Source organism: uncultured Parvimonas sp. (assembly GCF_963524015.1).
Taxonomy (GTDB): Bacteria; Bacillota; Clostridia; order Tissierellales; family Peptoniphilaceae; genus Parvimonas.
The window spans coordinates 1-12,717 of the sequence record NZ_CAURDT010000003.1 but is presented as its reverse complement, the minus strand read 5'-3'; the positions used below and the strand labels follow the sequence as shown (position 1 = coordinate 12,717).

General features: G+C 28.4%; 13 protein-coding genes and 1 tRNA gene. All 14 read left to right on the top strand.

Annotated features, from left to right (window positions below):
- Positions 1-7: 7 nt before the first annotated feature.
- The gene (locus tag RWJ08_RS04545) at positions 8-643 is read left to right on the top strand and encodes a V-type ATP synthase subunit D (RefSeq protein ID WP_004832806.1); all 636 of its coding nucleotides are present in this window, start codon (positions 8-10) and stop codon (positions 641-643) included.
- A gap of 134 nt (positions 644-777) precedes the next feature.
- On the top strand, positions 778-1,518 hold the full coding sequence (locus RWJ08_RS04540; protein WP_313961228.1) for a hypothetical protein: 741 nt from the start codon (positions 778-780) through the stop codon (positions 1,516-1,518).
- Positions 1,519-2,137: 619 nt separating this feature from the next.
- Positions 2,138-2,458 (top strand): PadR family transcriptional regulator, encoded by a 321-nt coding sequence (locus RWJ08_RS04535; RefSeq protein WP_009354647.1) that lies wholly within the window; start codon positions 2,138-2,140, stop codon positions 2,456-2,458.
- Positions 2,451-3,065, top strand: a complete 615-nt coding sequence (locus RWJ08_RS04530) for an HAAS signaling domain-containing protein (RefSeq protein ID WP_313961227.1) — start codon at positions 2,451-2,453, stop codon at positions 3,063-3,065. The genes RWJ08_RS04535 and RWJ08_RS04530 overlap by 8 nt, the downstream gene beginning before the upstream one ends.
- Entirely contained in the window at positions 3,058-3,990 is a 933-nt protein-coding gene (locus RWJ08_RS04525; protein WP_313961226.1) for a DUF4097 family beta strand repeat-containing protein, read from the top strand. Before RWJ08_RS04530 ends, RWJ08_RS04525 begins: the two co-directional genes overlap by 8 nt.
- Before the next feature lie 151 nt (positions 3,991-4,141).
- Positions 4,142-4,444 carry a DUF1292 domain-containing protein gene (locus RWJ08_RS04520; RefSeq protein WP_009354519.1) on the top strand — a complete coding sequence of 101 codons (303 nt, stop codon included), beginning with the start codon at positions 4,142-4,144 and terminating at the stop codon, positions 4,442-4,444.
- Positions 4,445-4,500: 56 nt separating this feature from the next.
- Positions 4,501-5,361: a Cof-type HAD-IIB family hydrolase gene (locus tag RWJ08_RS04515; RefSeq protein ID WP_009354405.1), complete on the top strand. Its 861-nt coding sequence runs from the start codon at positions 4,501-4,503 to the stop codon at positions 5,359-5,361.
- The gene (locus tag RWJ08_RS04510) at positions 5,351-5,791 is read left to right on the top strand and encodes a peroxiredoxin (RefSeq protein WP_009354702.1); all 441 of its coding nucleotides are present in this window, start codon (positions 5,351-5,353) and stop codon (positions 5,789-5,791) included. The genes RWJ08_RS04515 and RWJ08_RS04510 overlap by 11 nt, the downstream gene beginning before the upstream one ends.
- Entirely contained in the window at positions 5,791-6,738 is a 948-nt protein-coding gene (locus RWJ08_RS04505; RefSeq protein ID WP_313961225.1) for a TIGR01212 family radical SAM protein, read from the top strand. The genes RWJ08_RS04510 and RWJ08_RS04505 overlap by 1 nt, the downstream gene beginning before the upstream one ends.
- Positions 6,738-7,400: an L-serine ammonia-lyase, iron-sulfur-dependent subunit beta gene (sdaAB, locus tag RWJ08_RS04500; RefSeq protein WP_293441099.1), complete on the top strand. Its 663-nt coding sequence runs from the start codon at positions 6,738-6,740 to the stop codon at positions 7,398-7,400. Before RWJ08_RS04505 ends, sdaAB begins: the two co-directional genes overlap by 1 nt.
- A gap of 8 nt (positions 7,401-7,408) precedes the next feature.
- Positions 7,409-8,290 (top strand): L-serine ammonia-lyase, iron-sulfur-dependent, subunit alpha, encoded by an 882-nt coding sequence (gene sdaAA, locus RWJ08_RS04495; RefSeq protein ID WP_293441101.1) that lies wholly within the window; start codon positions 7,409-7,411, stop codon positions 8,288-8,290.
- 26 nt (positions 8,291-8,316) lie between these two features.
- A tRNA-Leu gene (locus RWJ08_RS04490) sits at positions 8,317-8,402 on the top strand.
- A 248-nt stretch (positions 8,403-8,650) separates the two neighbouring features.
- Positions 8,651-9,136, top strand: coding sequence for a hypothetical protein (locus RWJ08_RS04485; RefSeq protein WP_313961224.1), 486 nt, complete (start codon positions 8,651-8,653; stop codon positions 9,134-9,136).
- A gap of 343 nt (positions 9,137-9,479) precedes the next feature.
- A partial coding sequence (locus RWJ08_RS04480; RefSeq protein WP_313961223.1) for a GbpC/Spa domain-containing protein occupies positions 9,480-12,717 on the top strand: 3,238 nt, incomplete at its 3' end.

The window sequence follows — 12,717 nt, the reverse complement described above, 5'->3', positions numbered from 1 at the left end:
GATATAGATGGCAAAGCTAAATGTAAATCCTACACGTATGGCTCTTTCTAATCTCAAAGGAAGACTTGTAACTGCTAAAAGAGGTCATAAACTTCTTAAAGATAAACAAGATGAACTTATGAGAAGATTTATTGAAATGATTAGAAAAAACAAAAAACTTCGTCTTGAAGTTGAAGAAGAACTCTCAAACTCATTTAAATCTTTTCTTTTAGCGAGTGCTGTTATGAGTCCTGAATTTTTGGAACAAGCTGTGGCGTTTCCAAAAGAACAGGTATCCGTTGCCATTGAAACAAAAAATGTAATGAGTGTAAATATTCCTAAAATGAAATTTGACAGAACAGAATCAAGTGGAGCAATATTCCCTTATGGTTATGCTCAAACTTCTTCTGAACTTGACGATGCGATTTTAGAATTACATTCAGTAATGGATAAGCTATTAGAACTTGCAGAAGTTGAAAAAGCTTGTCAATTAATGGCAGATGAAATTGAAAAGACTCGTAGAAGGGTAAATGCTCTTGAGTATAGAACAATTCCTGATTTGGAAGAAACAATTAAATTCATTAGAATGAAATTAGATGAAAATGAAAGGGCTACTATTACAAGACTTATGAAAGTTAAGGATATAATAGCTAAACAAGTATAAAAAAGGCTGTTGCGAATTGCAACAGCTTTTTTAGTATCCATTTTATACAATTACTTGCAAAAGTTTTTATATAATAGTATAATAAAATAGTATAATGAATGCAATTATATAATTTATTTTTTAGGAGGGATATTATGGATGATTTAAAAAATGATGATTTTGAAACTAAGGAAAACTTAGAAGAAAAACATGAAGAAAATCCAGTTGAAGAAATTAAAGAACAAGAAACTATTAAAGAATCTGTTGAAGTAAATGACGCTGAAGAAAAAGTTGTTGAAGAAAAAATAGAAGAAGAAAAGATTGTTGAAGAAAAAACTGTTGAAACTAATGCTAATTCTAATGAAGGTGAAGAATCTCAAGTTGATGTTAAAGAAAGCTTTGACAAGTTTGTTTCTAAGAAGAATTTGTTAGAATATATAATGTGTGGTATTTCAGTAGTTTTTGTACTTGATTTACTTTATATGGTTATAAAACTTATAAGTGTAGGTAGTCTTGGTAGAGGAGGAAGCAGTACAGAAAATTATTTATCTGGAATAACAAAAGCTGCTTCTAAGTATTCAAGTTTAAGAACAGTTGCTAATCTTAGAGATTTTTCTCACTTCTTAGTTTTCTTATCAATTGTATTAATTCTTGTTATGATTTATAAAAGTATTGTTCTTGATAAGAAGAATGACTTCTTTAAACTTACTAAGAATTTATACTTTATAGGTGCAAATGTTGTTGTTGTAGTAGCTGGATTGCTTTTAAAGTCAGCCTTAAGACATTTATCAACAGTAATGCTATATATATCTATTCTTGTTTATTTAGCAGCAATTGCAGGATTTGGATATATAGTTTATATTCTTTATCTAAGAATGTTTAAAAGTAAAAAATAATTAATTAAAAAAATATTTTGTTTTTAGTTTATAATTCTATTATTTAAAAGAGTTTATCAGATTTATATTTGATAAACTTTTTTATTGTAAAGCATCGTGGAGTTGTGGGGTCCTTATTGATAATGTTAAAATAAACAATTTTTTCCCGATTTCCTATAAAAAATTAAAAGTTATCCCACATTTTTATAAAAGTTATCCACAAAATAAAGGTCAAAATATCCACTTATCCACAAGTTATTCAACTTATCCACAATTTTATAAAAAGTTCTTTTCTTTTTTAATTATCATTTGATGTCTCATAATAACATTTTTTAGTAATAAATCTTCCAGTTATAAAAGAATACAAATAATATTATTCAAAAATATCTTTTCACTACAATTGTAATAAAATTGATATTTTAGAATTCTATTTTTTACAATAAGAACCCCACCCTTCCACGATGCTATGCATCGGGAGGGTACCCGGAACCTTGTTGTTTCACAATAAAAAATTGTTAATAAAAAATTTTTAAAAATGTATTTACAAAATATTTTTTTTATGATAATATATAAATAAATTATATATAAAAATTTTATATATTAAAAAATTATATATTATAAATTTAAATCGAGGTGAAATATGTATTATCCAATTTCAGCATTGTTAATTGAGTGTTTAATTTTATCAATTATAGATGTTAAAGATTCTTATGGTTATGAAATTAGCCAGAGTGTTAAAAAAATTTCAGATATAAAAGAATCAACTCTTTATCCAATTTTAAAAAAATTGGAGCAAAATGAATTTTTGACAACATATGATGATGAATTTAATGGAAGAAAGAGAAAATATTATAGAATTACATCTAGTGGAAAAACTCAACTTAAATTTTTAAAGTCAGAGTGGATTGGTTACAGAGATGAAATTGACAAAATAATTATAGGAGGATTGTCTGATGAATAGAGAAGAATATCTTAGAGAGCTTTCAAAGTATTTGAAAAAATTACCAAAAAAAGATTATGATGATACTATGAATTATTTTGAAGAATATTTTGATGAAGTTGGTGTTGAAGGTGAGAAAGATTTAATTAGAGAATTAGGATCTCCAAGCGTTGCTGCAAGTGAAATTCTATCAAAGCTATTAAATGAAAATATTTCAAAGGGAGAAAGTAAGGATAAATTTTTTTACTTTGGAGAAAATAGAATTTCAAGAACTTTTTTAATTGCTATTCTCTGTATTTTTGCTGCTCCGATAGGAATTCCTCTTACAATTGCCGCAATTGCAATAACTTTTTCGTTTTTTATAGTTTGTTTATCACTAGTTTTAGCTTCTTTTTCTTTTGTTTTTGCGGGGATATTGATAACAATTAAGCTAGCTGTTGTAGGAATAATTACAATTTTTAGTTCATCTGTTTCTGGAGGAATGATTTTACTTGGTAGTGGTCTGATTGTTTTGGGGATAACCGGTTTACTATTTATTACAGGTAATGTAGTAGTTAATATTTTGATAAAATTATTTAAGAAGTCCATTTCTTTTATTTCTAGAAAAAGAGGTGAAATTTATGAATAAAAAAATGTTTAAATTTTCTATTTTAATGTTAATTTTAGAATTTGTATTTTTGTTTTCAGGAATACAATCAGGTGGGTTAGGTTATTTGGTAGATGCAGATATAGATAGTTATAATATGTATAAGAACGAAAAAATAAATAAATATACTAAAGATTTAGATAAGATTTCATTAGTAGAGGTAAATTTGTTTAATTCTAATTTTGAAATTAGAAAATCAGAAAATGGAAAAAATTATATTGAGTACTACGCTAAAAACGAAGAAGACTATACAATTAATTTAATTAATGAAAAGTTATCTATTAAAAGTATCGAAAAAGCTAGTAATTTTTCTTTTAAAATAGGTATTAATCTTAATCATATAAAAGATTATTTGGTTAATGGAAAAACGACTAATGAATCTTTTATTTTATATCTTTCTGAAAGTGAATTGGAAAAACTAAATTTTGATAATTTCAGTGGTAACTTAGATATTTCAGATGTTACAATTAAAAATATTAATATAAATCTAAAAAGTGGAAATTGTAAATTAAATAATCTTAATTCTGATAATATTGATTTGTCGAACTCAGCAGGAAATATTTATCTAGAAAATATTACTAATTCAAATTCTATAAGTTTAGATAGTAAGGCCGGAAATATTGAGGTTAATAATTCTAAATCAAATCTTTATAAAATTGAAAATAAGGCGGGAAATATTAAATTTAAAAATATTGAGGTTTCTAGTCTATTAGAGGTTGAAAACAATGCTGGAAATATAAAATGTTCCTTAGTATTTAATGAAAGAAATAACTATGATGTTGATGTAGAGTCTAATATGGGAAACTCTTATGTTGATAAGAATTTTTATAGAAATGCTACTGGTGAGAAAACTGTAAGAATAAGTCTAAGGTCAAAAGCTGGAAATGTAAGATTAGAGAGAAATTAATGAAAAATTTTTAAAATTTTAATTAAAAGCTATGCTTTTTCTTAAAAATGTGGTATCATTATTGTAGATATATATTTCATAATTTTGTGAGAAATATATTTTATCAATTTAAAATTTAAGATTTTAAAAAATTTTAAGGAGGACATACAAAATGGAAGAAAACAAAGGCTGTGGATGTGGCTGTGGTTGCGGTTGCGAAGAAGAAATGGAAGCTGAGTTATTAGTTTTTGAAAATGAAGATGGAAAAGAAGAAACTTTTGAAGTTATAGGAGTTTTTGAAGTTGAAGAAAAAGAATATATGGCTCTTCAAAGTCAAGAAGACGGAAGTATATTACTTTGCAAATATATAGAAAAAGAAGACGGAGAATATGAAGTTGAAGAAATCGAAGATGATGAAGAATTCAATAAGGTTTCTGATGCATTTGACGCTTTAGTTGAAGAAGACGACGAATAGGATTAAAGTCTATAAGGTGCCGTTATCGGCACTTTATTTTTTTGAAAGAGGTGTTTATGTTAAAAGCAGTTTGTTTAGATTTAGATGGAACTTTGTTAGATGATGACAAAAAAATATCTCCTCGTAGTTTTACTTTATTGGACAATTTAATAGGAAATGGTATTGAGGTTGTGATTGCTACAGGTAGACATTTTTATATGGCATCAGGCTTTTTACAACCTTTAAAAAGAGATATAATGGTCTGTGCAAATAATGGAGCAATGAGTAGATTTAAGGAATCTAGTAAATTAGTAAATGTTGAATATGTAAATAATTCTAAGTTTTTAGAAGTTTATAATAAGGCTCTAGATTGTGGAATGAATCCTTATGTTTATGTAGATTCTTTTGTCGATGGTTATCATCTTGCGATTAAAGATGGGCAACCTAAGAAAAGTCATTTTGAAGAAAATATTGTAGATAAAAAGATTGCCACAGATAGTATTAGGTATTTCAGCCAAGTTGATATGAAATCTTTAGAAACTGTTTTATGTATAGCTTTCTTGGATCAAAAAGAAAAGATTGATGAATTTTATGGATTATTTAAAGATGAAAATAGTTTGGTTAAAAATAGATATATGATTCCAAATGGAAAAAAAGTTTTGGAATTTCAATCTGAAAAAGCTGATAAATGGGTTGCTATAACTAATTATCTTAAGAGTAAAAATATTGAACTTTCAGATGTAGTATCTTTCGGTGATGAATTTAATGATAAATCAATGATTAAAAATTCAGGAATTGGTTTTGCAATGAAAAATGGAATTGATGAACTAAAATCTTTGACAAATAATGTTACTGAATTTACAAACAACGAGGATGGGGTATATTTCGAGTTGAAGAAATTATTTAAGGATGTTATAGGAGAAAAAAATGGCTTGTAATTTAAAGTTTAATGGAATAAATGGTGAATTTTCTTTAGATAAGTTTAAAGGAAAGAAGATAGTATTGTATTTTTATCCAAAGGATAATACTTCAGGTTGTACTTTGGAAGCTATTCAATTTAGCGAACTTAAAGATGAATTTGAAAAGTTAAATGCAGTTGTTATTGGAGTTAGTAAAGATTCTCTTGCTAGCCACAAGAAATTTATTGAAAAACATAATTTAACTGTTGAATTGGTTTCTGATGAAGATATTTCTATTCAAGAGTATTTTGATGTTTGGAAACTAAAGAAAATGTGTGGTAAGGAGTATATGGGAACTGTTAGATCTACATTTATTCTGGATGACAAGGGAAATATTTTAAAAGAATTTAGAAATGTAAAAGCTAAAGACCATGCAATAAAAGTTTTAGAAGCATTGAAGGAATTATAATGTTAGAGGAAGATTTTTACAGAACCTATTCAAAATATCTTAAAGATATTTATGGAGAAAAAGTTTATAAACTACCTGTTAAATTGAATTTGAGCTGTCCAAATAGAGATGGTAACATTTCAACAGGTGGTTGTATTTTTTGTGGAGAAGAAGGCGGTTCTTTTGAAAATTGTAATATTTCCATGTCAGTAGAAGAACAAGTTTTGAGAAATAAGTCTTATATTTCAAAAAAGTATAATGCAAAAAAATTTATTGTCTATTTTCAAAATTTTACTAATACATATCTTGGAATGGAAGATTTTAAAAAGATGATTGAAGATAGTATTGTTGATGAGGACATAATTGGGATTTCTCTGTCAACAAGACCAGACTGTATTTTAGAAGAGCAATTGTTATTTTTAAAGAATTTTCAAAAGAACAGAAATTTAGAGATAGACTTTGAATTGGGATTACAGACTGTAAATTATAGAACTTTGATAAAACTCAACAGAGGTCATACTTTGGCTGAATTTATAAATGCTGTTAATTTAATTCATAAATTTGGGTTTAGAGTTTGTACTCATATCATCGTTGGACTTCCTTGGGATGATGAATTGGATATGGTAGAGTCTGCAAAAATTTTATCTGCTCTAAAAGTTGAAGAGGTAAAATTACATTCACTCTATATTGTAAAAAATACAGTTTTAGGAGAAATGTATTCAAAAGGTGAAATAGAATTAATAAGTAAGGAAAAATTTATTGACTTAGTTATTTCTTTTTTAAGAAATTTAGATAAAAAAATAGTTTTACAAAGACTGCTTGGTCGTGTTCCTGAAGAAAACAGTTTATTTTGTAATTGGAATACGAGTTGGTGGAAAATTAGAGATGAAATTTTAGAAAAAATGGAGAAAAATAATTTTAGACAAGGAGACTTGTTTAATAATTTTGAAGGAGTTGTGAAAAAATAATGAAAAACTATGGACTTTTTGACGTTATTGGTCCTATAATGATTGGGCCTTCAAGTTCTCATACTGCAGGAGCTTGTAGGCTTGGACGAATTTCGAAAATTATTTATGCAAGAGATATAAAGAAAGTAATTTTTCATTTACATGGTAGTTTTAAAAACACATATCAAGGTCATGGAACTGATAGAGCTTTGGTAGGTGGAATACTAGGTTATGATACTGATGATGAAAGAATAAGAGATTCTTTAAATATTGCTAAAAGTAGAGGTATAGATTTTTCCTTTGTTCCTATGGACTTGTTATTTGCACATCCAAATACAGTTAAAACTGAATTTATTGATCCAAATGGAGAGAGCTTTTATGTAATAGGATCTTCTATTGGTGGTGGAGCCATTGAAATTACAAATATTAATGGGGTTGACGTTAAATTTGGGGGAGTTTATAACACAATAATCCTTAAATATAATGATAGATATGGAATGATTGCACAAGTTAGTACAATTTTAGCTGAAAATAAGATAAACATAGGTAGTTTAGTTATGAATAGAGAAGAGGGAGTTGCATCAGCAATTATGGAAATTGATGGTGGAATTGATGAAATGGCTATTTATAGAATAAGTAAGCTACCAGATATGTTGGAATGTATGATTTTAAAACCATTATAGGAGGTTATATGATTTCTTCAGGAGCACAATTATTACGATTATGTAAAGAAAAAAACAAAAAAATTAGTGAAATTGCATTAGAACATCAACTAGAAGAAATGGGTATAACAGAGGAAGAACTTTTAGAGATGCTTAGGGAAACTTATGAAGTAATGAAAGCTTCAGCATCTGATGTTATAACGAATGATAAAATCAATCCATTCAAAATAACTGGGGGAAATGCAAAGAAAATTTTAAGATATGCACAAAGTGGAAAAAGTATTTTAGGAGAGTCTATGGTTACAGCAATTGCTAGAGGTTTTTCAACTTCAGAAGTAAATGCAGGAATGGGAAAAATTGTTGCAGCACCAACTGCTGGTGGAGCAGGAATTTTACCAGGAAGTCTTTCTTGGATACAAGATAAATATAATTTTACTGATGATGAAATGTTAATGGCACTTTTAGTTTCTGGAACAATTGGGAGAATTATTGCAACAAATGCAACAATCTCTGGAGCTGAAGGTGGGTGTCAAGCTGAATGTGGTGCAGCAGCGGCAATGAGTGCAGCTGCAATAGTTGAATTGCATGGTGGAACTCCAGAACAATCTTTGACAGCTTCATCCTTTGCAATGCTTTCTGTATTGGGATTGGTTTGTGATCCAGTAGCAGGGCTTGTAGAATTTCCTTGTGCATTAAGAAATGGAACAGGAACTATTAATGCTCTTGTTGCAAGTGATATTGCACTTGCTGGGGTTGAATGTATAGTGCCTTTTGATGAGGTAGTCCAAGCAATGTATGAAGTTGGAAATGCATTACCTGAAACGTTGAGAGAGACAGCTTTAGGCGGATGTGCAGCTTGTCCATCAGCAAAAAAAATGGAATGTAAAGTATTTCCGAATAGATTAGGTTAGTAACGGGCTTTTTAAGTCCGAATTATGCAGAAATGGTGGAACTGGTAGACACGCTATCTTGAGGGGGTAGTGAGCAAAGCTTGTGAGGGTTCGAATCCCTTTTTCTGCACCAACTCCGTTAGTTTTACTAGCGGAGTTTTTTTGTGGGTAATAATTTTTAAAAGAAATAGTCTATTTTTAATATATTTAATTGTATAAATTAAGAAGTCAAAAAAATTATTGACATAAAAAATGTATTTGATACAATATACTTATAGATAAAAGCATTACATTTTAAATATAATAAAAAGGTTTTCTTATAATGCTAGACATAATAATATTTATATTATTGAGATGCTTATTTTATATAAGGAGAATATCATGGATGTACTAATGTTTATAATTAAATGGATATTAATGATACCATTTATGTGGGGGCTATTATTTATATCAATATTTTTTCATGAGATGGGTCATTTGATAATGTATCTTATATTTTATCGTGAGAATAATTGGAGAATTGAGATTGGATCAAAAGGGAAAAAATCACTTGAAATTGGAAGATTTACAATTTATCCAAAAATGCTAACTGGTCATATTTATTACAATTTTAAAAAATATAATAAACTTAATTCAATTATGGTTAGCGCTGGTGGACCTTTGGTAAACTTAATTTTAATTATTTTCATAATTATATATCTATTTAACTTTTGTACTGACAAGACTGGATTATTATATTGGTGTTTGTGCTTCTTATTTTATCATAATCTATCTCTATTTGTAACTGCGGTAATACCTATTAAAAATAAGCATTACACAAGTGATGGATGGAGAATTCTAGATGATTTAAGAGGAGATTATGAATAATATTAAAATATATAATTGGAATAATCTTAAGTAAAAAAGAGTTACTTTGAATTAAATAATTTTTAATTTTTAGCGCAAAATACAGTAATTAAAATATAATATATTCAAATTCTGATGTAAAATTAATTGCATTATGACAAAAAAATTAAACATTTGTTGAAAAAATTATGGACTTAAATTAGAAAATATGATAAAATATAGTGAAAAGATTTCTTTAAAAATATGATTTTTAAAAATATTAGAAAAATAGGAATATTAATTTTTTTTGAGGACTTTTGTATTCTAATATTAAATTTTTTTGATGTAAAAAATTAATATTTCTTATTGAAAGGAGAAATAGATAGTGAAGAAAAGGGAAATCATTAACAAATTGGTATCTATGCTTACTATATTCGCATTGCTTATGCCAATTGCATCTCAAGTTCATGCAGCTGATTCAGCTAAGGGTTTAGAAATAAATGCTAATCATACTGAATTGGATAAAGCTGTAAAAGAACTTAAGGATTTGGGAGTAAATCCTACACAGACTCCTACTGAAGAAAAGGGAACTGTGAAGACAAAAGCAGATGTGGATGCTAAAGTGGCTGAAGTTAAGGCTGATTATGCTCAACAAATACAAGAGCTAAAAAAAGCTAAAGAAGCAATCGAAAAATGCAACAAAGATACTCAAGCTTATGAGGCAGAAAAGAAGAAATATGACGAAGCCTTAGAAAGATATAACAAAGCGAAGGAACAATATGATAAGGATTTAGAGGCTTATAATAAGTCAATGGAAGAGTTGAAAAAGCATAATAAGGAAGATGGTTATTTATCTCAACCAGTATCTCAAAACTTAAAGTTTTCTTCTGAGCCTCAAGCTAAGATGAGTATTTCAGGATCAAAGGTATATTCACAAAGTGAATTTGACTCTACCGTTAGATCTTGGGGATATAAAGAAGGACATTGGGGATATGCGTATTTTGATGCATTAAATAAAGGATTTAAAGGTACATCAAATGAAATAATTTCTAGTGATGCTAGAGTGGTTTTGGAAAAGGGAAAAACTGTAACAGTAACTTATACTAATCTTCAAAAGTCTTATATGGATGGTGTAAAAATCACAAAAGCAGTATTTAAATACACTTTGAAATCAACATCACCATTACCAAATAAAGTTCCTGTTATTATCAAACAAGATCCTACTAAGACAATTTGGTACACAGATTTTTTTGGTAACACTAATATTTCTGTTAATGTTGAGTTTTTTGATGAAAATGGGAAACCTGTAGATTTAACAGGAGGGTTATTGAGTTTTGCTTCTCTTAACAAAGGACATATTCCAAAAGTGTTACCAAATTACAGAAATGCTATTGAAAGAGTGGGAAATTTCAATGGAGAATTACTAGAAATAAATGGTTCTAGTATTAAAAATCATAGTGGCTCTGCTTATTCCAATACTAGTAATGCAAATATAGAAGATGGCTCTAAGTATACAACTGGTCAATGGGATACAGCAACTTCTCCACTAAGTTGGTATGGAGCAATTGTTGGAAGGGCAAAAGGTAAGACAGTTAATTATGAAATGTCATCTAGTAACTGTGGTAATATTTGGTTTGCTCTTAACTCAAAAATAAAAGCTAAAGGTATTCCAATTAAACCAATGGAACCAACAAAACCAACACCTCCAACTGAACCAAAATGTCCAAAGGTAGAAGCTAAATACCATTATGATGTATTTTTCTATCAACCACCGGTTGAAAAGAAAGTTCTTAATCAAAGTGATGCTGATATAAATAATAAAACTGTTGCTACAAATTCTGTTGTTAAATTTGTATTAAATGTTGCAAATTTACCAGCTGGACATAAAAAGCTTGAATCACTTTCATTTAAGGATAAGCTTCCATCAGGATATGAAGTTGATTTAGATGGTACAAAACAAGCAAGTTCTAACTATGATGTAAATTATGATAAGGACACTAATGAAATTACATTTACTGCAAAAGCAGAATATTTAAATACAATTAATGCTGATTTAAATAAAGAAATAAAAATATCTGCTCCTATTATTACTGGTAAAGTAACAAAAGAAGGAACAAAATATGATAATGATTTTGATTTGACTATAAATAATGACTATACTGTTAAATCTAAACCAGTTACTGTTTATACGCCGTCTGAACCTAAAAAAGATGTTTTTAAAGGTAGTGATACTACTAGTATTGACGGTAAGATTGTAGAAGCAGGAGATGAATTGCGTTATGATATTACTTATAAGAATACTACAGGAACAAAACAAACTGTAACAATAACTGATAAAATTCCGCAATATAGTAAATTTGTTTCTGCAGATAATGATGGCGTAGAAAATGGTGGAGTAATAACATGGGTTAAGGAAGTTGAAAATGGAGCTTCTCTAACAGTTAGTTTTAAAGTAAAAGTTAATGATGATGTTAATGGTAATCCAATAGACAACATATCTCATGTTAAAGATGGATTTAATGAAACTGATACAAACAAAACTCACAATCCAACATCAACAAAACCAGTAAAAGATGTATTTGATAGTAAAGATGATAAAACAAGTATCGATGGTAATGAAGTAAAAGCAGGTCAAGAACTACTTTATAAGGTTACTTACAAAAATACTACAGGAACAAAACAAACTGTAACAATAACTGATAAGATTCCAGAACATACAACATTTGTTTCTGCAGATAATGATGGTGTAGAAAATGGTGGAACTATTAAGTGGGTTAAAGATGTTGAAAATGGTGATTCTTTAACAGTTACATTCAAGGTAAAAGTTGATGAAAATGTAAATGGTGAAAAGATTCTTAATAAAGCAAATGTGGTTGATGGACATAATGATTATGATACAAATGAAACAACAAATCCAACACCGACAAAGCCAGTAAAAAATGTTTTTGACAGTAAAGATGATAAAACAAGCATTGATGGTAAAGAAGTAAAGGCTGGTCAAGAACTACTTTACAAGGTTACTTACAAGAATACTACTGGGAAAGAACAAACAGTAACAATAACTGATAAGATTCCTGAACATACAACTTATGTAGAAAACTCAGCTGATAATAACGGAGTTTTCAAGGATGGAAAAATTACTTGGACTAAAGAAAAAGTAGCCAATGGAGATACATTCGAAGTTACATTTAGGGTAAAAGTTGCTAAAAACGTAAATGGTGAAAAAATTCTTAATAAAGCAAATGTAGTTGAAGGAAAGAATAGTTACGATACGAACGAAACAACAAACCCAACACCTACAAAACCAGTAAAAGATGTATTTGATAGTAAAGACGATAAAGCGAGTATCGATGGTAAAGAAGTAAAAGCGGGACAAGAACTACTTTACAAAGTTACTTATACAAATACAACTGGAAAAGAACAAGATGTAACAATAACTGATAAGATTCCAGAACATACAACTTATGTTAAAGACTCTGCTGATAATAACGGTGTTTTCAAGGATGGAAAAATTACTTGGACTAAAGAAAAAGTAGCTAATGGCGAAAAATTTGAAGTTACATTCAGGGTAAAAGTTGATGACAATGTAAGTGGAGAAAAGATTTTAAATAAGGCAAATGTTC